The organism is Lactimicrobium sp., assembly GCF_036453465.1.
GTDB lineage: Bacteria > Bacillota_I > Bacilli_A > Erysipelotrichales > Erysipelotrichaceae > Bulleidia.
In genome coordinates this window covers 1-26896 of record NZ_JAZHUW010000018.1, presented here as the reverse complement: position 1 = coordinate 26896, position 26896 = coordinate 1, and the positions used below count along the sequence as shown (strand labels likewise).

At 49.1% G+C, this 26896-nt stretch carries 23 protein-coding genes; 18 read left to right on the top strand and 5 right to left on the bottom strand.

Annotation, left to right across the window (positions count from 1 at the left end):
- Nucleotides 1-2: 2 nt before the first annotated feature.
- Nucleotides 3-2567 carry a PD-(D/E)XK nuclease family protein gene (locus tag SOI44_RS06030; protein WP_331348323.1) on the bottom strand — a complete coding sequence of 855 codons (2565 nt, stop codon included), beginning with the start codon at nucleotides 2565-2567 and terminating at the stop codon, nucleotides 3-5.
- Between the two features lie 127 nt (nucleotides 2568-2694).
- On the opposite strand from SOI44_RS06030, the gene SOI44_RS06025 reads away from it, so the two are divergent.
- Together SOI44_RS06025 and SOI44_RS06020 are read left to right on the top strand one after the other, a co-directional pair.
- Entirely contained in the window at nucleotides 2695-3696 is a 1002-nt protein-coding gene (locus SOI44_RS06025) for a hypothetical protein (RefSeq protein WP_331348322.1), read from the top strand.
- 8 nt (nucleotides 3697-3704) lie between these two features.
- Nucleotides 3705-5762, top strand: a complete 2058-nt coding sequence (locus SOI44_RS06020) for an AAA family ATPase (protein ID WP_331348321.1) — start codon at nucleotides 3705-3707, stop codon at nucleotides 5760-5762.
- Between the two features lie 35 nt (nucleotides 5763-5797).
- On the opposite strand, the gene SOI44_RS06015 is transcribed toward SOI44_RS06020, so the two are convergent.
- Entirely contained in the window at nucleotides 5798-6370 is a 573-nt protein-coding gene (locus tag SOI44_RS06015) for a TetR/AcrR family transcriptional regulator (protein ID WP_331348320.1), read from the bottom strand.
- A 139-nt stretch (nucleotides 6371-6509) separates the two neighbouring features.
- Here SOI44_RS06015 and baiCD point away from each other — a divergent pair, with 139 nt between their 5' ends.
- The 6 genes from baiCD (at nucleotide 6510) to SOI44_RS05985 (ending at nucleotide 13859) form a co-directional block, all read left to right on the top strand.
- Nucleotides 6510-8423 (top strand): bile acid Fe-S flavoenzyme BaiCD, encoded by a 1914-nt coding sequence (baiCD, locus tag SOI44_RS06010; RefSeq protein ID WP_331348319.1) that lies wholly within the window; start codon nucleotides 6510-6512, stop codon nucleotides 8421-8423.
- Nucleotides 8424-8600: 177 nt separating this feature from the next.
- On the top strand, nucleotides 8601-9065 hold the full coding sequence (locus SOI44_RS06005; RefSeq protein WP_331348318.1) for a GyrI-like domain-containing protein: 465 nt from the start codon (nucleotides 8601-8603) through the stop codon (nucleotides 9063-9065).
- A 142-nt stretch (nucleotides 9066-9207) separates the two neighbouring features.
- Entirely contained in the window at nucleotides 9208-9783 is a 576-nt protein-coding gene (locus SOI44_RS06000) for a ferritin family protein (protein ID WP_108774772.1), read from the top strand.
- 107 nt (nucleotides 9784-9890) lie between these two features.
- On the top strand, nucleotides 9891-11708 hold the full coding sequence (locus SOI44_RS05995; protein ID WP_331348317.1) for a hypothetical protein: 1818 nt from the start codon (nucleotides 9891-9893) through the stop codon (nucleotides 11706-11708).
- Between the two features lie 44 nt (nucleotides 11709-11752).
- Nucleotides 11753-12910: a toxic anion resistance protein gene (locus tag SOI44_RS05990; RefSeq protein ID WP_331348316.1), complete on the top strand. Its 1158-nt coding sequence runs from the start codon at nucleotides 11753-11755 to the stop codon at nucleotides 12908-12910.
- Nucleotides 12911-12974: 64 nt separating this feature from the next.
- Nucleotides 12975-13859 carry a glycoside hydrolase family 25 protein gene (locus tag SOI44_RS05985; RefSeq protein ID WP_331348315.1) on the top strand — a complete coding sequence of 295 codons (885 nt, stop codon included), beginning with the start codon at nucleotides 12975-12977 and terminating at the stop codon, nucleotides 13857-13859.
- Here the strand turns inward: SOI44_RS05985 and SOI44_RS05980 are convergent, their stop codons facing one another.
- Complete coding sequence (locus SOI44_RS05980; protein WP_331348314.1) at nucleotides 13860-14480, bottom strand: YigZ family protein; 621 nt, start codon at nucleotides 14478-14480, stop codon at nucleotides 13860-13862.
- Nucleotides 14481-14547: 67 nt separating this feature from the next.
- Between SOI44_RS05980 and mutL the strand changes: the two genes are divergently transcribed.
- The 6 genes from mutL to SOI44_RS05950 all read left to right on the top strand — a co-directional run bounded on the left by mutL (nucleotide 14548) and on the right by SOI44_RS05950 (nucleotide 20147).
- A complete protein-coding gene (mutL, locus tag SOI44_RS05975) occupies nucleotides 14548-16410 on the top strand; it encodes a DNA mismatch repair endonuclease MutL (protein WP_331348313.1) in 1863 nt (620 codons plus the stop codon).
- Nucleotides 16407-17312: a tRNA (adenosine(37)-N6)-dimethylallyltransferase MiaA gene (miaA, locus tag SOI44_RS05970; RefSeq protein ID WP_331348312.1), complete on the top strand. Its 906-nt coding sequence runs from the start codon at nucleotides 16407-16409 to the stop codon at nucleotides 17310-17312. Before mutL ends, miaA begins: the two co-directional genes overlap by 4 nt.
- A gap of 2 nt (nucleotides 17313-17314) precedes the next feature.
- Entirely contained in the window at nucleotides 17315-17890 is a 576-nt protein-coding gene (locus SOI44_RS05965; RefSeq protein ID WP_331348311.1) for a hypothetical protein, read from the top strand.
- Nucleotides 17891-18015: 125 nt separating this feature from the next.
- Nucleotides 18016-18741: a Bax inhibitor-1/YccA family protein gene (locus tag SOI44_RS05960; protein WP_331348310.1), complete on the top strand. Its 726-nt coding sequence runs from the start codon at nucleotides 18016-18018 to the stop codon at nucleotides 18739-18741.
- Nucleotides 18742-18804: 63 nt separating this feature from the next.
- On the top strand, nucleotides 18805-19500 hold the full coding sequence (locus SOI44_RS05955; protein WP_331348309.1) for a hypothetical protein: 696 nt from the start codon (nucleotides 18805-18807) through the stop codon (nucleotides 19498-19500).
- Nucleotides 19500-20147, top strand: a complete 648-nt coding sequence (locus SOI44_RS05950; protein WP_331348308.1) for a CpXC domain-containing protein — start codon at nucleotides 19500-19502, stop codon at nucleotides 20145-20147. The genes SOI44_RS05955 and SOI44_RS05950 overlap by 1 nt, the downstream gene beginning before the upstream one ends.
- A 35-nt stretch (nucleotides 20148-20182) precedes the next feature.
- Here the strand turns inward: SOI44_RS05950 and SOI44_RS10400 are convergent, their stop codons facing one another.
- Nucleotides 20183-20320, bottom strand: coding sequence for a LytTR family transcriptional regulator DNA-binding domain-containing protein (locus SOI44_RS10400; protein ID WP_442914580.1), 138 nt, complete (start codon nucleotides 20318-20320; stop codon nucleotides 20183-20185).
- A gap of 68 nt (nucleotides 20321-20388) precedes the next feature.
- Nucleotides 20389-21576: a hypothetical protein gene (locus SOI44_RS05945; RefSeq protein WP_331348307.1), complete on the bottom strand. Its 1188-nt coding sequence runs from the start codon at nucleotides 21574-21576 to the stop codon at nucleotides 20389-20391.
- Nucleotides 21577-21846: 270 nt separating this feature from the next.
- On the opposite strand from SOI44_RS05945, the gene SOI44_RS05940 reads away from it, so the two are divergent.
- From SOI44_RS05940 to SOI44_RS05925, 4 genes are all read left to right on the top strand, one after another.
- Nucleotides 21847-22404 carry a uridine kinase family protein gene (locus tag SOI44_RS05940; RefSeq protein ID WP_331348306.1) on the top strand — a complete coding sequence of 186 codons (558 nt, stop codon included), beginning with the start codon at nucleotides 21847-21849 and terminating at the stop codon, nucleotides 22402-22404.
- 100 nt (nucleotides 22405-22504) lie between these two features.
- Nucleotides 22505-23869 carry a Trk system potassium transporter TrkA gene (trkA, locus tag SOI44_RS05935; RefSeq protein ID WP_331348305.1) on the top strand — a complete coding sequence of 455 codons (1365 nt, stop codon included), beginning with the start codon at nucleotides 22505-22507 and terminating at the stop codon, nucleotides 23867-23869.
- A 6-nt stretch (nucleotides 23870-23875) separates the two neighbouring features.
- Nucleotides 23876-25333 (top strand): TrkH family potassium uptake protein, encoded by a 1458-nt coding sequence (locus SOI44_RS05930; protein WP_331348304.1) that lies wholly within the window; start codon nucleotides 23876-23878, stop codon nucleotides 25331-25333.
- A gap of 80 nt (nucleotides 25334-25413) precedes the next feature.
- On the top strand, nucleotides 25414-26550 hold the full coding sequence (locus tag SOI44_RS05925) for an amidohydrolase (RefSeq protein ID WP_331348303.1): 1137 nt from the start codon (nucleotides 25414-25416) through the stop codon (nucleotides 26548-26550).
- Nucleotides 26551-26896 lie beyond the last annotated feature (346 nt).

The window sequence follows — 26896 nt, the reverse complement described above, 5'->3', positions numbered from 1 at the left end:
GCTCAGTCCTCCTCCTTGATCGGTTTGATCTTCTCATAGCGGCCATGAAAGCGGCAGATGCCGCGGTAATCGCAGAATGTGCAGGCCTCTTCCTTTGGTGAGAGCGAAATATTGCCTGCCTGGATCTGCTGATAGAAATAGCTGTAGAGATGTTCCATCAGTGCCTTTGCCTGTGAATAGTCACGGATGGTCGTCAATGAAGCAATATGTTTCTTATTGTCATCCAGCTCTGTTTCCCGCTTGACAAACGTCCACCCGGACAGCTTTCTTGCATTCAGGAAGGCATCTTCAATCTCTTCCTCACTCTGCTGGTTCCAGACAATCTCTTTTTTCTTGCCGCGGCCCTTGGCACTGGCTGCAGCCATGGTGAGATCCTTTGTCTTCAGGGAGTAATAGTAGGCACCAGCCGGTGTCAGCCCGGTGATTTCCTGGGCAATGACAAGATAGGTCAATAACTGCAGCTGCAGGCCGGCTTCCACCTTTGGCTTGGAAAGAGTGTGCTGGGATGATTTGTAGTCAATGATGCGCAGCAGCTCATCACCATAGACATCCATGCGGTCAATTGTGCCGCGCAGGAAGACATGATCTGTCATCGGATGATGTTCAAAGTGATATTCCGCTTTTGACGGCACAAAGGAAGTATGCTTTTCAAAGTCCTGCAGAAAGGCAAGGGCATCCAGCAGGGAAGCAGTCATGCGATGGCTGGATAAAGCAAGCAGATGGGTTTCATGAGGATGTGCTTTGGCCAGAATGTCATAGCAATCCTCTACAAAGGTCTGTACTTCTTCCTCTTTCATCTCGGCATACTGCTTGTGATATTTCCTGACAGCCGTTTCCATCAAAGCGTGCTGCATGGTGCCGATGGTAGCGGCATCCAGCATGGCTGCATCATTTTTGCGTACTTTCAGACCGGACTGGATAAACCAGCTGTAAGGACAGGCAAACCAACGCTCAATGGTAGAGATGGAACCCGTGATGTGATCCTCTTCCAGATACAGTTCCTTTGCCAGAGTAGCCGGAAGGACATGGTCTTTCTGTACAAATGGTGCAAGGCGCAACGGCCGCATTGGTGTCACGCATCTGCCAAACTGTTCCTGCAGCTCATAGGCTACCTGGATCTCACGCCCCTCATAGTCACTGACACTCCAGGAGTAGTGTAATGTCTCACCGCTTTGTTCTACCCACTGCAGGCAGTCCATCCAGGCATCATGGCGCTCACGCAGGCTGGGATATTCCTGTATGTTTTTGATGTAGGCTTCATCAAACAGGCCGGTGCAGGGCGCAAAGCCCGGCCAGCTGGTACCGTCGCATCCTGCCACATAGCTGACTTTGCGCTGAGAGACAGGATGCTTGAGATCTGTTACCAGACAGAACGTACTGGCAATCGTGTGATGAGAAACAGACGCATTCTTTAATCCTGCTGATACAAAGCGCAGATCATCGATGGTTTCTATCTGATCCAGCACATCATTGAGAACATTGCGCACGGCCATCAGTTCACCGGCCGCACTTTGATCCTGCAGATCAGGATGATGGCGCAGGATTTCAAAGGCATGGATGGAAAGATCCACCGGATCCAAAGAGGAAAACAGCGTATCCAGATACGGCTGGCAGGCATCAAACCATGCCTGTGCTTTTGTTTCAAGCTTTTTCCAGCCATCTGCCTGTGATGCAAAGACAGGATGTGCTGCAAAGATGTCTGAGACTTTTGCGGGCAGTTCATTGCCTGTCAGCATTTCCATAAAATAGTCCATCAAAGGTCCGTCTGCTTTGATCGGGAAGCAGTCAGCAGAAATGGCTTTGGCAAGCGAGGTGCCATCATTGTTCAAGGCCGCTTCTATTAGCAGCACAAACCGCATGGCCATCCGGTTGGGCTCATTTCCAGTCAGACTGGAAAAAGGGATGCCATAGCGGCCAAAGACTTCTTTGACAACCGGCAGCTGGGAGGCAGGATTCGTCAGAATCACAGTACATGGTACATTCTCTTTACAGATGCGCTGGGCAATGCACTCGATCTCCTGGCGTGGATTCAGGGCATGGGACAGGTCTGCTTTCACAGGCAGAATCTTTTCCTGCCAACGGGGCAGTACATCTTCCAGCTGCTTCATCAGCCGGTATTCAAAATCATTTCTGGCAAACCAGGGCAGAATGCAGGCATCCGGATGGTTCTTCAATGCGGCCATATCCTCATCCAGATGTGCCATGGTGTTTTTCTCACTCAGGGGCAAAGAGACAGCTGTTTCCACAAGCATGGCCAGCTCTTTGTCACGCTGGGTATCCTTTGGTAAAGAAGAAACAGGAATCTTCAGAAGAATGCAGGTTCTGGCAAAGGAAAGGATTTCCTGGAAGAAGGCAGGATAGTGGAACATCTTGGCAAAGATCGTAAAAGAGTCTGCCTCTGGCAGTACTTCTTTCTGCAATAGCAGAGCCAGACGCAAGGAATCATCCGGTGCACTATGGAGCTGGGTGGACAGAGGTTTGACCTGCAGTCCGCCTACACTTTTTTCTTTGCTTTGCAGGGCCATTTCCTGCAGGACAAGCTCACCGCGGTAAGCTTCACTAATCATCAGTTTCGTCATGTCATGATTATAGCATTGCCAGACGTCTTAAGATGGCGCTATACCGCAGGCAGGCAATGGCATAGGGCTTGGTGTACATGATATAATCAATGCGATTCACAACAAGGAGTTTTCAATGAGAAACTATAACAGAAATTATTGGTGGCTGTTTCTTCTGTTCTTTGTATTTATAGGCGGAGAGGGTATCTTTGATTCAATCGTTCCGCTTGTGATTATGATCATCGCCGTAGCTGCGATTGCCTTTGCGGCCGTTAACTCCAGTAAGAAGGCAGAGAATGCCGGTGGAAGCAGGCGTTCTTTCCGCTCTTCTTCCTCGCGTTCTCTTTCACCGGACCAGCGGGCCAGAATCAATGTGTTTCTGCGCAGATATTTCCAGCAGCGTCCTGCCCTGCGGGTGTCGGATAGTTTTACCCTCCGCCTGCATGGATCCCGCTATCAGTCTCTGACATCGCTGGATGTCTACCGGGGTGGATCCTATCTGTCAGACTTTGACAGCTTTGCCAGCCGCTATCCTGATACGTATGAACAGATGATAGGGACACTGCTGCAGATGGCACGGGGCCAGGAGGCTGTTCGTGATGATGTGGTGGATGTAGAAGCTACAGAGCATGTCGATCAGCCTGAACAGAAACAGGAAACAGAGCAGACAGAAACAAACACAAAGACGGTGCATGATGCCCAGTATTTCATTGATGAAATCAATCGTCTGAATGAGGATATTCCAGACAAGGAAATCTCGGATTCTCTGTATGAGACATGTGCCCTTTTGAAGCAGATCCAGCAATTGCAGAAGAAGTTTCCGGATTCTGCTTCCAAGCTGGAAAAGCTGTATGCCTACTATCTGCCGATTCTTCTGAAAATACTGAATCAGTATGATACGTTGCAGAGTGTGACCAGTGATCCTAACTTTGCACCAACAAAACAGAAACTGACCAAGACCATTGCCTTGATCAACCAGGCGATGAAGACCATCATTTCTTCCATGACAGACCAGGACTTTATCAATCTGTCTGCCGATATTTCTACATTGGAAGCGGTATTGCAGAAGGATGGCCTGGCTGGTGATGCCGGGATGGAAATGCCGTCGGGTGAGGATGACAGCAGCAGGAAAGTGTAAGGAATACTATGGGGAAAGACCGTCGGGATAAGGAAGAAGAGAAGCAGCGTCTGTGGAAAGAGGTGATGGGGAAGGACCGTTCTCTTTCTGCATCGGATCTGGAAGGATTGAAGAGTACTGCGGATGATCAGAATGTGCTGGTCAATGATGATGAGGCAATGTCACAGCTGAATGCGATTCTTGCCAGACAGCAGAAACAGCTGGAAAAGATGACCAGTGAGATTTCACCGGATCAGAAAAAGCTCAATCAGGATATGGATGATTTAAGCCGCAGCCTGAAAGAAGACTATCATGTCCAGGAACCAAAAGAAGAAACACCGGTGGATGACAAAACTGTCTTTTCAGAAATGGAAAAGACACTGAATGATGAGATCATTGGCCAGAAAGAGGCAGTGCATTCCTTCTGTGCAGCCCTGCGGCGTCCCTATGTGATGGGGTTTGAAAAAGGCCATGCCCGCAATGTGATTCTGATCATGGGCAAAGAGGGCGTTGGCCGGCATGCCTGTGTGGCAGCGGCTTCCCGCATCCTCTATCAGCATCAGATCTTTACTTCTTCTCAGGTCAATACCATTGATCTCTCCCGCTATACAAGTGCTTCCCAGGAACAGGTCTTTGTACAGGACCTCTACCAGGCACTGCACCAGAATGGCGGCATGATTGTGTTTGAAAACTTCAAACAGAGTTTTGCCCCATTCCTGCGCATGGTATCTTCCCTGGTGGAAAATGGCAGTGTGCTGCTGAACAAGCGGTATGTACTGCGTCAGGGCATCCTGGTAGAAAACCAGAGTGGCCTTGTCAAAGATGCTGTGGATTCCCTGTCTGCCCAGGATAAGTATCTGATCTTCATCACCCATGGCACACTGGGAGATGTGCAGGATGCCTTTGGGGCAGACTTCATGAAACATGTGCTGGATACCATTACGTTTTCAGCACTTGATGATGATGCCATCAAACAGATCATTTCCAAACAGACAGAACAATTGCAGCAGCGCTGCACAGAGCAGCTTCATCTGACAGTAAACATCGATCCTTCTCTCAATGACTGGGTGCTTTCCCACTATGACAAGGACCATGGTGCCGATGCTATCATTTCTTTATTCAAAGACTTCTACATCAGTCTGTCTGAGGCTGTGCTGAAAGACAATGCCAGTGGGATTTCATTGAAGGTGGATGGCGATGTGCCATATGCCTTCTATGGGGATCATAAGACACCTGTCTGCCGCAGTCAGAATGTACAGGCAGAGATGGATGCGGTAGAAACAGAGCTGAACAATGTGATCGGCCTGGACAATGTGAAAAGCTATATCCGCTCTCTGCAGGCACATGTGCTGATCAACCAGCGCCGCCGCCAGCAGGGCTTAAAGACAGCTGAGATTTCCAAACATATGATCTTTACTGGCAATCCTGGTACTGGCAAGACAACCATTGCCAGACTGTTTTCCCGCTATATGAAAGCCATTGGTGCCCTGTCACAGGGACAGCTTGTCGAAGTGACAAGAGCAGATCTTGTGGCAAAGTATGTCGGCCAGACAGCCCCATTGACGATGTCTGTGATCCGCAGTGCTTTGGGCGGTGTGTTATTCATTGATGAAGCCTATTCGTTATACAGAGGCAAAGATGACAGCTTTGGCTTAGAGGCCATTGATACACTTGTCAAAGCAATGGAAGACAACCGGGATGATCTGATTGTTATTCTGGCTGGCTATAAGAAGGAAATGTCTGCTTTTCTTGAGGCCAATTCCGGTCTGAAGAGCCGTTTTCCCAATATTATTGAATTCCCGGATTACACCGGGGAGCAGCTGATGGCTATTGCCGATCAGATTGCCAAAGGCAAAGGATACCGCATTGAGGATGGTGTCAAAGCACCATTGACTGCCTGGTTTGATCAGAAACAGGCAGAAAGTGCAGCCACATCCGGTAATGGCAGACTCTCCCGCAATGTGGTCGAGGAAGCCATTCTGAAACAGTCAGAAAGACTTCTCAAAGAAGAAAATGCAGATATGGATCTGTTAAAGAAGGAAGATTTCACTATTCTGGCACAACCAGAACAGACAAAGCAGGGATAAGAAAGACCAGGGCCAGCATACCGGCTCTGGTCTTTTCAGAAGATTGCTTCAAAGTACGTCTTCATTTCTTCTTTCTCATCAAAGGAGCCATCATGGCTGGCCCAGTCAAAGGCCATGGCCATGCAGGCACTGTGGAAGGTGTAAATCATCTTGTCAGGATCACCATGCCTGATTCTGCCGGCAGCCTGTCCTTTTTGAATAAGAGTACGCTCCAGTACTCTGATGTCACGATCTTTGTCTTTGGCCGGAATGCGCATCTTATATACACTGAACTGCTGCAGGCCTGTCTGCATCTCTGAGACAAAGAAGGCTTTCATCAGTCTTGGACCAAGTCTCATGGAGGTTGTGATGCCATATTCCATCACTTTCCACAATTGTTCTCTGGGATCACCCATCATCAGTAATTCCGGCATGATGGAATCTACTTCATCCTGCACCATATCATAGTAGGCCCCGCAGATATCATCCTTGGAATTAAAATAGTAATAGAACGTTCCCTTGGTGATGTGGCAGGCCTTGCATATGCTGGCAATGGTTGTGTTTTCATAGCCCTTTTTTTGAAACAATTCCATGGTCGTACGGACAATATTGGCTCTGGTATCTTTCATCATGACTCCTTGTTTGACTTTTTACCGGATTCGTTCAGATTCTTCTTCTGTCTGCGTGCAGCTGTATAAGAACAAACGCTTTAGACAATTCTAAACTGAATACGTAAAAGATTGTACTACAGTACAAAAGGAGAATGAAATGTTTGACAGACTTTTCGAACCGATGCAGATTGGCTCTCTGCAATTGAAGAACCGGATCATCATGACTGCCATGGGCACACGTTTCTGCAAGGACCGCTATGTCACTGACAGACTGATTGCCTATCATGTGGCAAGAGCTAAAGGCGGCGTGGCCTTGAACACAGTTGAAGTATCCTCTGTTGAGGCTTCCTCTGCGCCGAGTATGTTTCTGTCTTTGGATGATGATAAGTACATCGAAGGACATAAGAAGCTTGTACAGGCCATTCATGATGCCGGCGGCAAGGCATGCGTGCAGCTGTGGCAGGGCAGCATTGCCGTAGGCATGGATCCTAAGGCAAGAATCTTTGTCGTGCAGGATACACCGTTTACACCAACCTTTACGATGCCTGGCATCACGGTGGATGAGATTCATATGGTTGAAAAGGCATATGGTGCTGCTGCCAGACGGGCAGTGGAAGCTGGCTATGACTGTCTGGAATTCCATTGCGCCCATAACTATCTGCCGCATAGTTTCCTGTCCGGCGGATTGAATCACCGCACAGATGAATATGGCGGTGATCTTGCGCACAGGGCGAAGTTCCCGCTGGAATGCATCAAAGAGATCAGAAAGAACATGCCTGCAGATATGCCGCTATTTATGCGCATCGATGCCCAGGATGACTTCCTGCCGGGCGGTAATACGATCGAAGACCAGATTGCTTTTGCAAAGACGGCAAAGGAAGCCGGTGTCAATGTGCTGAATGTATCCCGCGGCAATGTTGTCACGCCGGCGATGATGTATGAAGTACCGCCGCTGGATCTTGCAAGAGGGTTCAATGTGGACAATGCGGCCAGAATCCGCAGGGAAACCGGCATGATCACCATGGCAGTCGGCAGAATTAACACACCTGATCTGGCAGAAAAAGTGCTGGAAGATGACAAGGCAGATCTGGTTGCTATGTCACGCTTTGTGCTGTGTGATCCGGATGCCCCTAATAAAGCAAAGGAAGGCAGAGCAGATGAAATCAAACGCTGCATTGGCTGTGATCAGGGCTGCCTGGATGGCTTTGCGGATCTTGCTGGTTTCCCGGAAGGCATCACCTGCATGCGCAATCCAATGGTCGGCCATGAAACTGACTGGGCTTTGAAAAAGGCAGAGAAGAACAAGAAGGTATTGATCATCGGCGGCGGTGTCGGCGGCATGGAAGCAGCGCTTGTCTTAAAGCAGCGCGGTATGACACCAGTACTCTATGAAGCATCGGATCATCTGGGCGGACAGTTCATTACGGCTGGCAAGGCACCTCACAAGGAAGAAATGGAAGCTGCGGCCAGAGATATGGCAAAGAGGGTAGAAAGAGCCAATATCGAAACGCATCTGAATCAGAAAGTGGATGAGACATTCGACTTTGCACCATACGATGATGTCATCATCGCAGCTGGTGCATCTCCAATTACATTAGGGCTTCCAGTTCCCAATGCCCATGAAGTACTCAATGGTAAAAAAGAAGTTTCTGGCAAGGTGGTTGTCATTGGCGGCGGCCTGGTAGGTCTTGAAGCTGCAGAATATATTGCCTCCAGAGGAAACAAAGTCACTGTCATTGAGATGCAGGAAAAGACAGGCAATGGCCTTGGTGCTGCCAGAGCTGCCTGCATGAACATCCGTCTGCAGCAGCTTGGCATTGAGCAGAGAACTTCCACAAAGTTTGTCAGACTGACAGACAAGGGACTGATCGTTGAACATGATGGCAGACAGGAAGAGATTGTGTGTGACAATGTGGTTGTTGCGATTGGTGCCAAGGCAAATGACACTTCTGCCATCGTTGATACGTGCAAGGCAGAGAACAAACCAGTACAGATCATTGGCGATGCTGTACGGGCAAGACGTGCATTGAATGCGATTCATGAAGGCTTTGCCACAGCCCGCACGCTGTAAAGCGGCGATGATCCGTTAAGGTTACAAGACCGTTTCTTTGGAAGCGGCCTTTTCTTTATGAAATATTTTGAAGCTGGATCAGAAAAGCAGTAGCAAAATCTGATGATTCTGGAAATGAATTGTATAGTGAAATGACTGCTGTCTGTGCTAGGATGCTGGAAGAAGGAGGAACGGGTGATGGAGTTCCACATTGAGGAAAAACTGACATTTACAGTGACTGGCATTTCCAGACATTTTGACTTGAAAGATTGCTATCAGAAGATTCCGGCGTTCTGGGACGATGTGATGGCTGCGGGAGAACAGCGGCGTATTCTTGGCATGTTCGGGGTATGTTATGATTCCGATGATCAGACAATGGAATATATGATCGGTGATCTGTATCAGCCCTGGGAGAATGTGCATGACGGTGATACGGTGCTGACGTTTGAAAAAGGACTGTGGGCGGTATTCCCATGCCATGGAGCTTTGCCGGATTCCTTACAGAAGGTAAATACAGAGGTATGGTCAAAGTGGGTGCCTGAGCATCAGTCTGAGTATGCCCTGCGTGCGAATTACAATATTGAAATGTATGCGCCGATGCCAAAAAAGCCGGAAGATATATACACGGAGATCTGGCTGCCGGTAAGGAAAGTAAATGGCTGATTGTAAGTATTCAATGATCATTTTGTAAAATCCGTACTAATCAGGTCAGCATGCTTGAAATCTGATTGGATATCAACATAATAGATATTGTTCACCGAGATGGTGAGAATGGATTGATTAGAAAACTGGAGGAAAATTGAAGATGAAGTACAGATGTGTTGTATGCGGTCACATTTATGATGAGGAGAAGGAAGGCGTCAAGTTCGCTGATCTGCCTGAGGATTGGGTATGCCCTGTCTGCAAGGCTCCGAAGTCCAAGTTTGAGCCGGTTGATGAGACCGAGGATCTGAAGTGGGATTCCGAACATGTTGTTGGTGTCGCTTCCAATGTTCCGGAAGAGATCAAGGCACAGCTGCGCAATGAGTTTGCCGGTGAGTGCTCTGAAGTTGGTATGTATCTGGCTATGAGCCGTGCTGCTATCCGTGAGGGTTATCCGGAAGTTGGTATGTTCTACAGACAGGTTGCTTTCGAAGAGGCTGATCACGCTTCCCGTTATGCTGAGATGCTGGGTGAAGTTGTCTCTGCTTCCACAAAGGAGAACCTGAAGGTCAGAGTTATGGCTGAAAATGGCGCTACCAATGGCAAGACAGCACTGGCTAAGAAGTGCAAGGAACTCAATCTCGATGCCCTGCATGATTCCATTCATGAAATGGCAAGAGATGAAGCACGCCATGGCAAGGGCTTCAAGGCTCTGCTCGACAGATACTTCAAGGACTGATCAAATTAGCTTCATCAGGCTCCGGAAATTTTCCGGGGTCTTTTTTAATCTTTAAGATTTCTTAAGGTTTCGTTTGCCGGGATGGAAATTTGCTACAATGATGGCATATGGGGAAAGTATTGAAAAAGGGGATTCTTTGTTTTCTGATCATCATTGGTATGTCTGTCTGTGCTCTGCCTGTCATAGCACAAAGCAGGTCTATCCGGATTGTATTTACCGCCGGTCTTGCCGGTCAGCTGGATCCGGTTCAGGAGATGAATGAAAACGGAGATACTGTGCAGACAGGCGGCTTTGCGGCTCTTGCAGGAACGATTGCATCACTGCGCAATGATGCCACCCTGGTTCTGGATGCCGGCGATTTCTCCTATGGCACAGCATCCTCCCTGCTGGCGTCTCAGGGTACCATTCTTTCCCTGATGAAACAGGCAGGCTATGATGCCATACTGCCAGGCGAAAAAGACTTCTCTTATGACCAGGATACACTGGTATCCATGTGGAATGCCCAGGTGGACAAACCTGGTATCATTCTCAGCAATGTTTCCATCTCTGACACAGATGTCTTCCAGCCATCACTTCTGCTTGCCTGCGGTGATGTGCAGGTTGGCATCTTCGGTGTTTTTTCTGATGCCCTGTCAGGCAATGACATCTCTTACCAGGAACCAATCGAAGCGGCACGCACCTGTGTCAAACAGCTGCAGGCACAGGGTGCTGATTATATCATTGGTTTATGCCATGACAGTGCCCTTGAGGATACATCACGTCTGTGTGATATCCTGTCTGACAAGATCGACGGTATCGACCTGATTATCAATGGCCACCAGATGGAAATGACGCCTTCTGCTTCAAAGGAAAAGAACACCTGGATTGTCAATGCGGACAGCCAGGGCAGGAATGTGGGCGTACTGGATGTCAATGTGGATGATAACAATGCCGGGATCTGCCAGTATGTCAGAATTGATTCTGCCTTGGCGGATGAAGGCATGTCTGCCTCTGTCTCCTCAGCCAAAGATGCACTCCGCCAGGCCTTCCGTGATCAGGGCATCGATCCTGATGCGGCTATTGGTGTCAGTGATCATGTTTATACAGATCCCAATGAAGAGCGCAGTGACACCCGTGATTTCATCATGGATGCTTTGAGTGATGCCTGGAGCCATCAGTCAGTACTGCCGGGACGTTTTGCAGTATCTCTTGCCGGGGCGGATGAGCTTGTGTCCGCTTTGCCTGATGGTGAGATATCTGCAATGCGTCTGGTCAATACAGGTCTTGTGTCATCTAAGAGTGGACAGCTGACCCAGCCATTATATGGTGCTTATATAAAAGGATCAGATTTGAGAAAAATCTGTGAGATTGATTATCTACAGGGAAATCGTAATGCACTGTCTCAGCTTGCCATGGGCAGGATGAAATATACCGTTCTGGACAAACGTCTGCCAATGAACCAGGTGGTGGATGTCTATGTGCGTGAAACGGATCGTTATTGGGCGAAGGTTTCCGATGATGTATATTATCCGCTTGTATATACAGAACGCGTGAAACAGATTCTGGAAGATGCGGCTGCAGAGAGCCATTCGTTCCTGCAGGTGGCATTGTATGGCGATAACCAGGGAACCCTGGCCGCGAGCAATGCACCGTTGAAAGCCGTGGATGGAAGTACGATGAGTGCACTGTGGGCAGAAACGGAATATATCGCGTCTTTCCCACGTGGTGAGGATGCCGTGCATTCATTGGCAGGAAGATATACCGATTCCATTGTGAAAGTGACATCTGTCAAGATGAACGTACATAACTACTTTGTGCATACATCCCGCTTTGGCTGGATGGTATATCTTGGCATCCTGCTTGCCCTGGTGATTCTGATCATCATCCTGCGTATCTTTGCCTGGATCTGGGGACACATGCATCCATCGCAGGCAGGGGATGATTGAGAAACGATGACATGCTATAATTCTTGCAAAAGTGAGGGATGACCATGAGTGAAAATAATAAGGAAGCACAGGCTGAACCAGAGATTGAACTGACACTTGCCGGGGCGGATGAAACACCTGCTGTTAAGCCAGAAGAGCCCAAGGCAGAAGAACAGCCGGCTGCGGATGCCTATGATGAAAGCAAGCTGAGTCCGAAGGAACAGGCAACGGTGGATAATTTTGCCAAGCAGATTGACATTACCCAGTCCAACATTGTGCTGCAGTATGGTTCCCAGGCCCAGAAGAAGATCACCGATTTCTCTGATACGGCCTTGAATAATGTACGTACCAAGGATCTTGGTGAGGTTGGCAAGCTGCTGAGTGATCTGGTTGTGGAGCTCAAAGGCACAGCCGAGGATAAAGAGGACAAGGGTCTGTTTGGCATGTTCCGTAAGAGCGGGACAAAGATTGAGGCCATGAAGGCAAAGTATGCCAAGACTGAGGCCAATGTCGATAAGATTGCGGATGTGCTGGAAGATCATCAGATCCAGCTGTTAAAGGATATTGCCCTGCTGGATCAGCTGTATGAGCGCAACCAGCAGAATACCAAGGAGCTGACCATGTATATCATTGCCGGCAAGAAGAGACTGGCGGAGGTACGTGAGAAAGAACTGCCTGCCTTGCAGGCAAAGGCCAAGGCATCTGGTCTGCCGGAAGATGCCCAGGCTGCCAATGATCTGCAGAATGCCTGTGACCGCTTCGAGAAGAAGCTCCATGATCTGATGCTGACCCGTACGGTGTCCATCCAGATGGCACCGCAGATCCGTCTTGTGCAGAACAATGATACGATCATGACGGAAAAGATCCAGTCTACGCTTGTCAATACGATTCCGCTGTGGAAGAACCAGATGGTTCTTGCCCTGGGTGTGGAACATTCCCGCAAGGCAATGGAGGCAGAGCGTGCTGTCAATGATATGACCAATGATCTGCTCAAGAAAAATGCCGAGACACTGCATCAGGCAACCGTGGATACCGCCAAGGAATCTGAGCGCGGCATTGTGGATATGGAAACATTACAGCATACCAACCAGGAACTGATTGCGACACTGGATGAAGTGCTGCAGATCCAGAAAGAAGGCCACCAGAAGCGAATGGAAGCCGAGAAGGAGCTGACCCGCATTGAAGGTGAGCTGCATCAGAAGATGCTGCAGGTAAACCAGTAAGCATCAAAACAAACAGAAACAAAAAGACAGCTGCCATCGGCAGCTGCTTTCATGAAAGGAAGCTATGGCCGCAAAAAGAAAGTACACAAGAAGAAAGCGCAGAACAAGAAGAACATACCGCCGGAACAAGTCCAACAGAATGCCTTTGTTTCTGGCTGGCATCTTTGTGCTGATTGTGTGTGCTGCCATCACTTCCTGTATCAACCGGCAGGATGATTATGAGTATGATCCGGTGACAGATGTGCAGATGAATACTGAAAACCGTGAATACAACATGTATGACATGAATAACCTGATTTCCAATAATGGCATCTACAGCTATGAGGATGATAACTATACATCCCAGTTTGGTGTGGATGTCTCAGAACACAATGGCACCATTGACTGGGCTGCCCTGAAGGCAGATGGCGTACAGTTTGCCATGATCCGCATTGGCTACCGGGGCTATGACCAGGGTGCGATCAGTGAGGATGCGGCTTTTGAGAGAAACATCAAGGGTGCCCATGATGCCGGTATGCAGGTTGGTGTCTATTTCTTTTCACAGGCGGTCTCTGAGGATGAAGCAGCTGAAGAGGCCAAGTGGGTCATTGAACGCCTGCATTCTGAGACCATTGATCTGCCGGTTGTGTATGACATGGAAATGTATTCGGATGAGACCAATGCCCGCGGCAATACAACCACCAGAGAACAGCGCACCACTGATGCGGCTGTTTTCCTCGATAATATTGCCAATGCCGGCTATACACCGATGCTGTATGCCAGCACCGGCACCTATGAAACGGTCTTTGATCCCCAGTATCTGACTGGCTATCAATTCTGGGTGGCAGAATATGATACCGTATGCAGCTATCCTTATACCTATGCCATGTGGCAGTATTCAGAAAGCGGCTCTTTGAATGGCGTTTCGACAAATATCGATCTGGATCTCAGGCTGCTTCCAAAGCAGTAATTATTGATCCTTGTCTTCCATCTCTTTCAGCACCGTCATGGTGCGCAGATATTTCGGTATTACCGTTCCCCGGGACAGGTCTTTGACCTTCTCAGGGAACGTTTTGTTTTCGGTTTCCACAAGCACGGTAATCTCTTCATCATACATCGTATCTTTGATGGTCCCCTGCTGGCGCAGCCATGATTCAAGGGTGCCCTGCATGGCATAGGGGTAGCGCACCTCATACACATCCACCGGTACTTCCTTGACTTTCGAGGCACTGGCAAGTGCATCTGCGGTAATACCGCCATAGGCACGGATCAATCCCCCTGCACCAAGCTTGATGCCGCCAAACCAGCGCACCACACAGGCACATACATCCTGGATGCCGCTTTTCTTCAAAGCTTCCAGCATCGGGACGCCGGCCGTACCGGCGGGCTCACCATTATCATTGGAACGCTGCAATTGATTATTCTCTCCCATCACCCAGGCGGTGCATACATGACTGGCATCATGGTATTCCTTCTGCACTTCGTGAATGAAGGAACGTGCTTCTTCTTCACTGTGTACCGGCCGTAAGATACATAAGAAGCGGGACTTGCGGATGATGGTTTCCTGATGGTATTCTTCTTTGATCTGCATGAAAGTATTATACACATCCCAAAGGAAAGAGGGCAGAAGATGGGCGATCGATGATAAGATAGATGCGATGAGCAGAATACAGCAGCTTGATGCACAGATTGCCAATATGATTGCGGCCGGTGAGGTCGTGGAACGGCCCATGGGGGTTGTCAAGGAACTGGTGGAGAATGCCATTGATGCCGGCAGTACCAGAATCGTAGTGTCCATTACAGATGGCGGTATTGAAAAGGTACAGGTAGAGGACAATGGCTGCGGCATGGATCACATCGATGCCAGAATGGCTTTCTTACGTCATGCAACAAGCAAAATCCGTGTCCAGAATGATCTCTGGAACATTCATACATTAGGTTTCCGCGGGGAGGCACTGCCTTCCATTGCGTCTGTATCCAAACTGACCATGAATACAAGTGATGGCAATGATGCCACCCACCTGGTCATGGAATATGGCAAAGAGACAGCCTATGAGGCAATGGCATGTCCGGCCGGCACTTCCATCACGGTAGAAGGACTGTTTTACCATACACCGGCAAGACTCAAGCATCTGCGCTCCGCCAGCTATGAGGCATCTTTGATCCAGAACCTGCTTGTGTCCTTTGCCTTAAGCCATCCGGAGATTGCGTTCCGCCTGTTTTCTCAGGACAAGGAAGTATTCCGCACCTCCGGCAATGGCAATCTGCTGGAAGTGCTGTTCCAGGCAGCCGGCAGGCCGGCTGCCGAAAATGCTGTCAAGATCGATCTGAATGACTTTGATTATCATGTGACGGGCTATATTGTCAAACCGGTGATGACACGTGCTTCCCGCACCATGGAACATGTGTTCATGAATCATCGGATTGTACGGGATTTCAAGCTGTATAAGGCTATCCAGGATGGCTATGGCAATGCCCTGCCTTCCGGCAGATATCCATTGACGGTATTGAATATTGATATGGATCCGCATCTGCTGGATGTCAATGTACATCCTTCCAAATGGGAAGTGCGTCTTTCCAAGGAAACACAGCTGGAATATCTGATCCGTGACGGCATTCATGATGCTTTGAATCAGGCCGTGCCGGTACCGGAAAGCAGGCCGGTGGTGCGCACACCGTACTATCATCCTCAGTCCTTTGATGCCGAAGATCTGCGGCCGGTGCAGACAGAAGAAACAATAGAAACACACAATACAGAAAAGTCTGGTGAACCAGTCAGAAGTGGCATAGAACAGTCACACAAAGAGATAAAACAAGAGATACAGCCGGAAAAACAAACCGAAGAAAGGTCAGTGCAGTCTGCAGAACCAACCGAACCAACTGAAGTGCAGCAGGACAATGCTCTGCTGTCTCATTACAGTGTCAGGGAAGAAAAGAAGTATGAGCCAAAGAAGAAGGTCTTCCCGCAGATGTCACTGATCGGCCAGTACAAGGAAAAGTGGATTCTGTGTGCCTGTGAGAAGGGAATTGCGGTGGTGGATCAGAAGCGGGCGATGGCAGTGGTGAAGTTTCAGCAGGTTCTCGATGGCCTGCACAAGGAACCGGTGATGTCCAGCCTGCTTGTGCCATATACCATTCATGCAGGTGCAGATCTGGTATTGCGCCTTGGTGTGATCAATGATCAGGTTTCCTGCCTGCATATCCACTTTGAGCCATTTGGCAATGATACCCTGATGGTACGTGAAATACCTTCCTGGCTGCAGGATATGGACCCATCTGCTTTCCTTGAGGATCTTGTGGATGCGTTCCGCCATGATGAGAAAGTAGATGCGATGCGGATTCTGAAGCAACAGATGACAAAGACCGTTGTTTCCCGCAATCAGAATGCAGTGCTTGGCAAAGAGGAGATGCAGGCATTGCTGGATCAGCTGTCAGGGTGTGAAGATCCCTTTGTGACAACAGATGGAAAGCCGGTCTTTGTGATTGTGGATGAAAAGACACTGGCCAGAGGTTTTCGATGATGAAGAAGGTACTTGTGATTGCCGGACCAACAGCGGCGGGCAAATCTGAGTTTGCGGTGGAAATGGCAAAGAAGCTGGATGGCATCATCATCTCCGGAGATTCGATTCAGGTATACCGGGGCTTTGATATTGGCTCGGGTAAGATCACAAAGGATGAGATGCAGGGAGTTGATCATGAATTGATTGATATTCTTGGACCGCGGGATCATTACAGTGCTGCTGACTTCCAGAAGATGGCCCGTGCCATCATTGCACAAACAGATCAGTTTCCCATCATCTGCGGCGGCACCGGCCTGTATCTGAAAGCATGCCTGTATGACTATGACTTCCCAGAAGAAAATCATGAGGAAACGGTTGATCCCGCATGGGAGCAGATGGATAACGATGCCTTATATGCCCTTCTCTTACAAAAAGATCCTGTCCAGGCGGAAAAGATTCATCCCCATAACAGAAGAAGAGTATTGCGGGCATTGACGATTCTTGCCCATCAGGGCCAGACAATGTCTTCTCTTGAGGCGGCGCAGAGCCATGAACCGGTGTATGATATCTGGATTGCCGGCTGCACCATGGACAGAGAAAAGCTGTATGCGCGCATCAATGCCCGTGTAGAGAAGATGTTTGCGATGGGTCTGGAACAGGAAGTGAAAGACTTGCTGCAAAGTGGAAGCACCTTTTGTGATCAGGCGATGCAGGGTATCGGCTATCGGGAGTTTGAGCCATATATCAAAGGAGAATGTACGCTGGATGAAGTAAAGACACAGATCCAGACACATTCCCGTCAGTTTGCCAAACGCCAGTATACATGGCTGCGCCATCAGCTGCCGGTACACTGGTTTGATATTACCGATCCCAAAGAAAAACAGAAGATGGTGGAAGAAATCATCGATTGGAGCAGATCATGAATATGTACGAGAAAATCAAACACTTTATACGCCGCAATGCCTGGTATGACTTTGGTATCTGGGCTGGTATTTCCATTGTGCTGGCAGGGTTGATCCTGCTGTGGCTGCATGAGAGATGGTCCCTTGATGCTTTTGTGCTTGTGGCCATGATGGTATTGATCCCCGGTGCGGTAATCATTCTGTGCGTCTGCCAGCATCGTCTTTCCAGGCTGCGCAGCCTGATCCAAAGCGGCGGTACGGTGGATGCCTTTAAGAATGAATCGTGGATTTCACTTGAGAAAGGTCTAATCCTAGGCAGAAACTGGCTGGTGCAGCAGAATGGCGGCCATGTGTTTCTGGCTGCACAAAAGCAGATTCAGGATCTGCATGTGGAAAGACGGCTGGATGGCAATGGCATTCTGCAGGTTTGTGCAAATGGCAGAAAGATGAACTGCCTGTTGGATCTGCAGAACCATCCAGAGCTGGAAAACATCCTTGTATCATGGCAGCAGGGCAGTAGCATCTGTCCTGCCTGTCTTGGCATCAATGATCCTGAGAATCATTTCTGCATGCACTGCGGCACGCCATTGCAGAACTAGTGTGAACATTCGATGAAAGATGAAACGTTTGGGGCTGGTTGTATAGTACCTGGATTGACAAACGTTTTGAAACACGTACACTGATAAATACCCCGATGGGGGACAGCGAAAGGAGCTGAAAATTCATGGAATTCAATCGTGAAAACGTCTATTCCGCGGGCGGAACCCTGCAGTCGTATCTGTCCCGTGTATTTGTGACCATGGGTGCAGGCCTGGGCATTACTGCTCTGGTGGCCGCCCTTGGCTATTTCAATATCATGTCCGGAGGCTGGATGTACAAGATGCTTGCCAATGGCTCAATGAGCATTGCCTTCCTGGTGGCATTCATCGTACAGATTGGTCTTTGCATTTCAATGGGCAGAAAGCTGACAACCATGACAAACGGCACAGCCAGAGCCATGTTCTATGTCTATGCCGGTGTGACAGGCTTTACGTTCTCCATTCTGCCGCTTGAATTTGGGGTCGGCACTGTCTTTACAGCCTTTGCCTTTGCGGCAGTCATGTTCTTTGCCTGCGCCATCATCGGCCACTATACAAACGTGGATCTTTCCCGTTTCTCCGGCATCATGATCGGCGGCCTGTTTGCTTTGATCCTGGCATCCGTACTGGCGATGTTCATTCCTTCACTGCGTGACAGCCTGGTGATTTCCTACATCGGTGTCATCCTGTTTGGTGCATTGACGGCATGGGATATGCAGAGAGTCAAGGCCATTTACTATCAGACCCAGGGCAATGAAATGCTCAGCGGCAATCTGGCCGTCTATGGCGCATTTGAGCTGTATCTGGATTTCATCAATATGTTCCTGTACATCCTGCAGATTGTGGGATCCCGCAGCAGTTCCCGGAACTGATTGTGTTTACACAAGGCAGGGCTTCCTGCCTTTTTTCGTCTTTGATATATAATCTTGGTGGATATGAAGATAGAAGAATACAGACTGAATGAATACCGGCATCAGTTCCTGACGATTGAAGCGGATGATCTGACCGAAACCCTGAAGGATCACATCAAGATTCATGAGGATGACTGCTTTGCTTTATGCTCGTGCTATTGCAGCGATGATGGCGAAGTGATGTTCAATGTGCTTTCCGTCGGTCCGGGCTGGGAGGACTGTACACGCGGACTGGATGATCCTGAAATGCTTGGTTTCTGGTCCATGCAGGATGTCTTTGGCCGTACGGCAAGGCTGGTGGAACCGGATGAGGATCTGCAGAAAAAGAATGCGCCGTTTCTGGCATCGGTGGAAAAAGATGTGGATGAGGATCTGCTGTTTCTGCGCAATGATGCCAGGCTGGATGATCTGCGCAATGCGGCCTATGCTGATATTGTGCTGACCGGCTTTCTGGAAGGCAATGAAATTCATGAATATGAGGCGTGCCTGTCTGGTACAGATGGTCCGTTTATTACCGGCTATACAGCCGAGGATGTGCCAGGTCTTTCCCAGCATACGCCATTCAAGGCAATGCCGTATGCCGTGGATGATCAGGTCAGGCTGATCGCATTGTTTGTGGGTGATAAGCTGAGTGTGACTGATGAAGAGGCGATGGAGAAGATCCGGAAGCTGTCTGATCAGATGGGAATATCGTATGAAGGGAGAGTGTACCGCAGCTGATGAGTAAGAATCATGATGTGAAATACAAATGTCCGTACTGCGGATATGGGTTTGATATGACGGTGTATGATGCCGTCAATGTCCAGCAGGATCTGGATCTGCGGGACCGGTGTGTCTATGGTGAGATCTTCCAGCAGGAATGCCCGCACTGCCACAAACAGTTTCTGGTCCAGAATGATCTTCTCTATGAAGATCCCATTCATAAGTTTGCCATCTGGGTCTGTGCCCATGACTTTAGCAAGATGGATATCAAAGCCTTCACAAAGCCGCTTGTACAAAAAGGCTATGTGCTGCGCCGCTGCGCCACTGTCAAGGAATTTACGGAAAAGATCCAGATTCTGGAAGATGGTGTCAATGATGTCATGGTGGAACTTGCCAAGTATGACTGTTTCATTGAGTTTGTGGATAACAAGAAAGGCAAGCCGGAGGATATCACTTCTATTGAATACCAGCGCACTGAGAATGATGTCATGCATATCAATGTCAAAACCGGTGATAAGGGCATGGCTTTCATGATTCCAACCGCAATGCTGGAAGAAGAGATGAACCAGAAACCAGAACGCTACAAGGTGGATGATGCTGAAATGCCATTGGTCAATGCGGACTGGATGGTTTCACTGTTTATGTCGCCGGCTGGCAAAGCATAACAGCAATACCGTTTCCTGAAGAAGGAGACGGTTTTTTAATGCAGAATCGCTGTTTTGACTGCCGTATATTTCTTTTCAGGTACGGGCAGATGGCTGCCATCTGACATTATCCTGAATCGCTCAATTCTGACAACATGAGCAGGATTGATCAGATAGCTGGCATGAATCCGCAGAAAAAGACTGGAAACTGATCATCATAAAAACCACTGGAGATTATCTGCAGTGGTTTTCAATTTCCTTCTTATCTGTATTGCTCTTTCTTGACGCCAACTGCCTCTGACAGGAAGTCATTTCCCATCTGGGCGGCAATCTCATCCACAATCACTTTGCGGTCTGCTGGGTATTCCTTATACCAGCCGCCGATCCAGCCAGCTTCAATCAGTGGCAGAAAGTCATTCTCAAGCTGCCTCATTTCTGAAAGGATATGATTCTTCTCTGCTCTGGATCTGGAAGAGTCCATGGAAGCACGCAGGTGTTTCTGGTCCGTCAGGGAGTCAAAGATGAGCTTGGAACGGATGGTTCCATATAAATATAACTGGTACGGTGTGACGGCATTGGGATTCAGGCCTGCCTGTGTGCATGTGTCTGCCAGCAGACTGTGCAGTGCCCGGTAGGAATACGCCTGTTTCCGGCTGGTCAGGAAGAAAGGCCTGGCTTCCTTCTGCGTACCAAGGCCAGGATGGTATGCATTCAGCTTCCTGGCATAATCTCCAAAGAACCGCCAGACAGCAGTTACCTGCCAGGTTGTACTCCCACTTGTACTTCTGCTTTCCAGCTTCATGCGGTCTGATGGCATCGTTCTTCTGCCGGTTGTCTTCTTCTCCAGGTAGGTGCCATCCTCAAATGCCATCAGCAGTTCTTTTTCATTGCGTGGATTATAGATAAAGCTGTTAACATGAATGCTTTCCATCTGCTTTGGCTTGAGACCGATATGCATCATGAATTCCAGCAGAATCTGTTTCTTTTCCGGCAGCTTTGGCAATATGTGGATCAAAGCCCGGATATCGCCAGGATCCGCAAACATATCACGAGAATAAGCAGTGCGGGATCTGATTTCGTTGTGCATGATGCCGGCAAAAGGATTCTGATAACCAGGAAAGACAGAGGGACAGGCGGCCATGCGGCTGCCGGCTGCCCGCAGTGTTGCCTTGTAGCGGTGGACGGTATTGGCACTCAGCGTACCATCTTTTGCTTTCTCATCCAGTTGGGTAAAGTAATCCCTTGCGGCCTGAGGAGTGATGGTCAGAATGGAATACTGGCCATCATGCCAGGCATACAGAAGGTTGATCACTTTGCGGTAATCATTCATGGTGGCCGGATGGTCCTGCAGGGTGCGCATCATTGCAGACCACTGCTGATCGTTCAGCCCGGCCGGTAAAGATTGTGTCATCGTGGTTTCCCCGCTTTCTATGGTTCTTTCTGTCTGCATGATAGTGTACCCTGCCGTATGGTTTCAAGCCGCAGTTTCAAAAATCACATAAAGTCACATATTTAAGACATAATTCTGCGGGACGTATTTGCTATCTTATAACTGCACAAGGAAAGTGCACTTTGGATCAAAAAGAATTGCTCCCCCTTTAGCAATTCGCCAAAGATTCTATCCCCTTAAATAAAAAAAGAGAGAAGGCCCGGTGTGAGGGCCTTTTCTCGTGGTTTGACACTGTAAAAAAGCCATGGTACAAAGGAAACCATGTGGGAAATGGAACGTGAAATCCTGAAAGATAAGATCAATGGTCTGAAAAAGCCATGCATTGTGGCCATTGATGGCAGATGCGGCTCTGGCAAGACAACACTGGGGACACTGCTTGCCAGTGATCTTGATGCAGACTTGCTGCACATGGATGATTTCTATCTGCAGACATTTCAGCGTACCCCGTCAAGATATGCAATGCCAGGTGAAAACGTGGACCATGAACGGGTGGAAGAAGTTCTGAAGGCATGGCGTATTCATCAGCCCTTTACCTATCAGAAATTCAACTGTGCAAAGATGGCATTGGATGAGACGGTTTCTGTACATCCGAAAGATATCCTTGTGGTGGAAGGATCCTACAGCTTTCATCCTTCTTTGCAGCCATATTATGACCTATGTGTGTTTGTGACCATTGATTCTGCCCTGCAGCAGACCCGCCTTCTTGCAAGGGAAGGACAGGAAAAGCTTGCCGTATTCAATGCCCGCTGGATTCCATTGGAGGAGGCATATTTTTCTGCTTTTGAGGTGGAAAAACAGGCGGATGTCGTGCTGCATTCTCATGAATAACAGCCACTTGCGGCCATCTGTCTGGCCGTATTGGTGATTTGATTGCTTTAAATCTTTGTAGTGCTACAATATTCCTGCCTCTGGGAGGGTTTTTTTAAGCATGAAGATATTAATCGTTGGCGCAGGCAAGGTGGGATATACCTGTACGGCGCAGCTGTCCAGGGAAGGACATGACATTACACTGGTGGATGTGCGTCCTGATGTGCTGGAGAAGGCACAGGGTGCCTATGATGTCATCACAGTGACAGGAAATGGTGCTTCTTTGACAACTTTGCAGGCAGCCGGCATTGCGGATATGGATGTGCTGATTGCGGTATCCAATGCGGATGAAGTCAATCTGCTGGCATGCATTACAGCCAAGCATCTCAACCCGCATATCAACTGTATTGCCCGGATCCGTGATCCTGAATATGTGGATCAGGCATATCAGATGCGCAATGAATTCGGTCTGTATCTGGTTGTCAATCCGGAACGTCAGGCAGCCCATGAGATTTTCCAGCTGCTGAAACTGCCGGGATCTTTGACCCGTGAGACATTTGCCAAGGCCCGCATCGAGATGATTGAACTGCGTGTGGCTGATGGATCACCGATTTGTGGCAAGCGGTTAAGTGAACTGGAGAATGCCGTACACACACGGGTGCTTGTATGTGCTGTTGAGCGCCAGGGACATGTCATCATCCCGAATGGCGATGTCATGATTATGGCCGGTGACAAGATCTCGGTGACGGGTTCCAGTGACAATCTGCACCGCCTGCTGTCTGAAATGGGCATGATCAAGAAGAATATCCGCCATGTGCTGATTGCCGGCGGCGGCCGGATCAGCTATTATCTGGCATCTGAACTTGCCAGATCCGGCATGACAGCCAACATCATTGAATCGGATGCGGGCCGCTGTGAAGAGCTGGCAGATTTACTGCCGGATGCGACGATTGTCCATGGCGATGCGTCCAGCCAGTCATTCCTGGAAACAGAAGATCTGACCGATTATGATGCGGTGGTCAGCTGCACCGGTATTGATGAGCTGAACATTGTCATTTCCATGTATGCGTCCATGTGCCATGTACCGCTGACCATTACCAAGCTTGGCCGTGGTGACAGCAGCCGGATTCTGGACAGCCTGCCGGTAGGACCGACGGTATGTCCGAAGGATCTCTGCACAACACATATTGTCCGTTATGTCAGAGCAATGGAACACAGTTCCGGACTTTCTGCATTGTCTGTGCATAAGATTGCGTCTGGCAATGCCGAGGTGCTGGAGTTTGTCGTGGATGAGAATACAAAGCATATTGGTGAGAAGGTCAAGGATATGCCGATTCAGAAGAATGTGCTGATTGCGTCCATCAGCAGCGGCAGAAAGACGGAGATTGCCCATGGTGATATGACGTTCCATGCCGGCGATACGGTTGTCATTGTCGCGGCAAGTGATCATGTCATCGGTACATTGAATGATATTTTTGAGGGGTAAGCTGGCATGAATTGGAAAATGATATGGCGCATCATTGCCTGGATTCTCGTTGTGGAGGCAGGACTGATGCTGCCGGCATTGTTCATCTCGATTGGCTATCATGAACCTGCTGCCATCTATGGCTATTGCCTTACACTGCCGATTATCCTGGCCTGTGCCGGCATTCTGTTCCTGTTGACAAAGAATGCCAGAAGAGGCTTCTATCAGCGGGAAGGCTTTGTCACAACCGGCCTGAGCTGGGTCGCGATGTCTGCCCTTGGCTGTCTGCCTTTCTTCTTTTCCCGGGAAATTCCCAACTACATCGACTGCATGTTTGAAATGGTATCCGGCTTTACCACAACCGGATCCTCCATTCTGACCAATGTCGAGGCCATGGATAAAGGCCTGCTCTGGTGGCGTTCTTTCTCCCACTGGGTCGGCGGCATGGGCGTGCTCGTCTTCCTGATGGCGATTGTTCCCCTTGGCGGCAAGAACCAGGGTTTCACCCTGCATATTCTGCGTGCGGAATCCCCGGGACCTGCGGTAGGCAAGATGGCCCCGCGCATGAAGGAAACAGCTCTGATTCTCTACCGGCTGTATCTTGCCTTGACCATTCTGAACATCATCTTCCTGCTGGCTGGCGGCATGGACTGGTTCTCTGCCTGCTGTATTGCCTTTGGCACAGCCGGTACCGGCGGCTTCTCAGTTCTCAACAGTTCCTGTGCATCGTATTCCCCGTACATCCAGTGGGTGACAACGATCTTCATGTTTCTGTTTGCCGTCAACTTCTCAATCTACTATCTGTTATGGCTGCGTGATTTCAAATCCGTCTGGAAGGATGAAGAGCTGCGCGGCTATCTGATCATCATTGCTGTGACGATCACAGCTCTGGTATTGAATGTACGTCCGCTGTACAGCACACTGTCCGAGACGATCCGGCATTGTTCCTTCACGGTGGCGACGATCATGTCAACAACTGGTTATGCCACAACAGACTTCAATCTGTGGCCGGCCTTCTCGAAAGCAATCATTCTGTTCCTGATGTTTGTAGGTGCCTGTGCCGGCAGTACCGGCGGCGGCATCAAGGTCATCCGTGTCATTCTGCTTGGTAAGATCCTGCGCCGCAACGTGCATGAAAACCAGCATCCGGATGAAGTCAGTGCCATTCGTATCAATGGCCGCAAGGTCGATGAACAGGTCATCCGCAACTGCGAAGCCTATCTGATTGCCTACACTGCCATTGTCATCCTCAGTTTCCTGATTGTTTCTCTGGATGGCTTCTCCGTCGAGACAAACATCTCTGCTGTCATGGCAACCTTCAATAACATCGGACCTGGTCTGGATGCCGTCGGCCCGACCGCCAACTTCTCTGCCTACAGTGCACTGTCAAAGATTGTCATGACCTTTGACATGCTGGCCGGTCGTCTGGAAATCTATCCGATCATCATGCTGTTCTCCCGCCGTACATGGCGCAAGAGAAGATAAGCAGTACTTTCACACTGTCAGACATTCCTGGCAGTGTTTTTCTTTCGTGCTATACTGGCTGCTAACAGGAGGATAGAAGAATGATTATTCATAATGGACTGATTCATGATGCCATTCACAGAGATCCGTATCGTGCAGATATTCTTGTGCAGGATGGTAAGATTGCGGCAGTTGGCAGTGATCTTTCATCAGATGAAGAAGTGGTGGATGTGCAGGGTGCCAATGTGTATCCGGGTTTTGTAGAGGCACACTGCCATCTTGGCCTGGATGGCTATGGCATCGGTTTTGAGGGCAGAGACTATAATGAGCGCAATGATATCTGTACGCCGCAGTTACGTGCGATTGACAGCTTCAATCCGCAGGATCCTGCCATTGCCATGGCGGCAAAGGCAGGTGTGACATGTGCTGCCACGGGTCAGGGAAGTTCCAATGCGATCGGCGGCTTATGGACGTGTGTCAAGACAACGGGCATCTGTGTGGATGACATGGTTGTCAAAGATAACATTGCCATGAAGTGTGCTCTTGGTGAAAATCCGAAGCGCTGCTATCAGGACAAGGGCAATTGTGCAAGGATGTCTACAGCGGCAGTGATCCGCAATATGCTGTTTCTTACGAAGGATTACATGGCACGCAAAGCGGCGGCCAATGGTGATCCGTTGAAGATGCCGGCGTTTGATATGAAGTGTGAGGCCATGATTCCGGTAATTGAAAAGAAGATTCCGCTGAAGATTCATGCCCATCAGGCCAATGATATTCTCACAGCCATTCGGATTGCCAGGGAGTTTGATGTGAAGCTGACTCTGGAACATGTGACGGAAGGCCATCTGATTGTGGATATTCTCAAACGGCATCCTGATCTGCCTCTGGCGGTTGGCCCGACATTAACCAATGCGTCCAAGTTTGAACTGCAGAACAAGTCCTGGACAACACCTGGCATTCTGGCTAAGGCAGGCTGCCATGTCTCGATCATTACTGATGCACCGGTCATCCCGCTGCAGTATCTGCCGCTTTGTGCAGGATATGCCATCAAGGCAGGCATGGATCCTTTTGATGCCCTCCAGGCCATTACGATTCACCCGGCCGAGCATATCGGTGTATCAGACAGAGTCGGCTCGATTGAAGCAGGCAAGGATGCGGATCTTGTGATCATTGATGGCTCTCCGTTTGAAGTATCTTCCACTGTAAAACGGGTGTACATCGCCGGCGTAAGACAGTAAAAAATTCACCTATTGTTCACATTGAGGACATATTTGTATCACATTTTCCTTTTAGTATTACAACTGTCAGATGGGAAAACATCTGATGATAATCTCCCAAAGATTAGGAAGTTCTCCAGACCCCCCCATCCTGGAGAAATACTTCCCCCCCAAAGAAACCGAGCGTTGTCGAAAACTCTTAGGAGTACAGGCAACGCTCTTTTCTCTGTGCTCCTCATTTCATAATCCCCCCACTTTTTCGCTGTCAACTCTTGACAAAATTTCAAGCGTGCCATGCTCGCTTCGCTCGCTTTTCTTGAAAAGGTGGGAGGTGAGTGAAATGCTCAAACATATCTCTTCGTCCCTG

Bases quoted from the DNA above. Each gene is read 5' to 3' on its own strand.
- SOI44_RS05940 (WP_331348306.1), top strand. From the start codon at position 21,847: ATGGAACGTGAAATCCTGAAAGATAAGATCAATGGTCTGAAAAAGCCA.
- SOI44_RS06005 (WP_331348318.1), top strand. From the start codon at position 8,601: ATGGAGTTCCACATTGAGGAAAAACTGACATTTACAGTGACTGGCATT.
- mutL (WP_331348313.1), top strand. From the start codon at position 14,548: ATGAGCAGAATACAGCAGCTTGATGCACAGATTGCCAATATGATTGCG.
- SOI44_RS06030 (WP_331348323.1), bottom strand. From the start codon at position 2,567: ATGATTAGTGAAGCTTACCGCGGTGAGCTTGTCCTGCAGGAAATGGCC.
- SOI44_RS06020 (WP_331348321.1), top strand. From the start codon at position 3,705: ATGGGGAAAGACCGTCGGGATAAGGAAGAAGAGAAGCAGCGTCTGTGG.
- SOI44_RS05955 (WP_331348309.1), top strand. From the start codon at position 18,805: ATGAAGATAGAAGAATACAGACTGAATGAATACCGGCATCAGTTCCTG.
- SOI44_RS06000 (WP_108774772.1), top strand. From the start codon at position 9,208: ATGAAGTACAGATGTGTTGTATGCGGTCACATTTATGATGAGGAGAAG.
- SOI44_RS05960 (WP_331348310.1), top strand. From the start codon at position 18,016: ATGGAATTCAATCGTGAAAACGTCTATTCCGCGGGCGGAACCCTGCAG.
- SOI44_RS05945 (WP_331348307.1), bottom strand. From the start codon at position 21,576: ATGCAGACAGAAAGAACCATAGAAAGCGGGGAAACCACGATGACACAA.
- miaA (WP_331348312.1), top strand. From the start codon at position 16,407: ATGATGAAGAAGGTACTTGTGATTGCCGGACCAACAGCGGCGGGCAAA.
- trkA (WP_331348305.1), top strand. From the start codon at position 22,505: ATGAAGATATTAATCGTTGGCGCAGGCAAGGTGGGATATACCTGTACG.
- SOI44_RS05980 (WP_331348314.1), bottom strand. From the start codon at position 14,480: ATGCAGATCAAAGAAGAATACCATCAGGAAACCATCATCCGCAAGTCC.
- SOI44_RS06015 (WP_331348320.1), bottom strand. From the start codon at position 6,370: ATGAAAGATACCAGAGCCAATATTGTCCGTACGACCATGGAATTGTTT.
- SOI44_RS05930 (WP_331348304.1), top strand. From the start codon at position 23,876: ATGAATTGGAAAATGATATGGCGCATCATTGCCTGGATTCTCGTTGTG.
- SOI44_RS06025 (WP_331348322.1), top strand. From the start codon at position 2,695: ATGAGAAACTATAACAGAAATTATTGGTGGCTGTTTCTTCTGTTCTTT.
- SOI44_RS05950 (WP_331348308.1), top strand. From the start codon at position 19,500: ATGAGTAAGAATCATGATGTGAAATACAAATGTCCGTACTGCGGATAT.
- SOI44_RS05995 (WP_331348317.1), top strand. From the start codon at position 9,891: ATGGGGAAAGTATTGAAAAAGGGGATTCTTTGTTTTCTGATCATCATT.
- SOI44_RS05990 (WP_331348316.1), top strand. From the start codon at position 11,753: ATGAGTGAAAATAATAAGGAAGCACAGGCTGAACCAGAGATTGAACTG.
- SOI44_RS05985 (WP_331348315.1), top strand. From the start codon at position 12,975: ATGGCCGCAAAAAGAAAGTACACAAGAAGAAAGCGCAGAACAAGAAGA.
- baiCD (WP_331348319.1), top strand. From the start codon at position 6,510: ATGTTTGACAGACTTTTCGAACCGATGCAGATTGGCTCTCTGCAATTG.
- SOI44_RS05925 (WP_331348303.1), top strand. From the start codon at position 25,414: ATGATTATTCATAATGGACTGATTCATGATGCCATTCACAGAGATCCG.
- SOI44_RS05965 (WP_331348311.1), top strand. From the start codon at position 17,315: ATGTACGAGAAAATCAAACACTTTATACGCCGCAATGCCTGGTATGAC.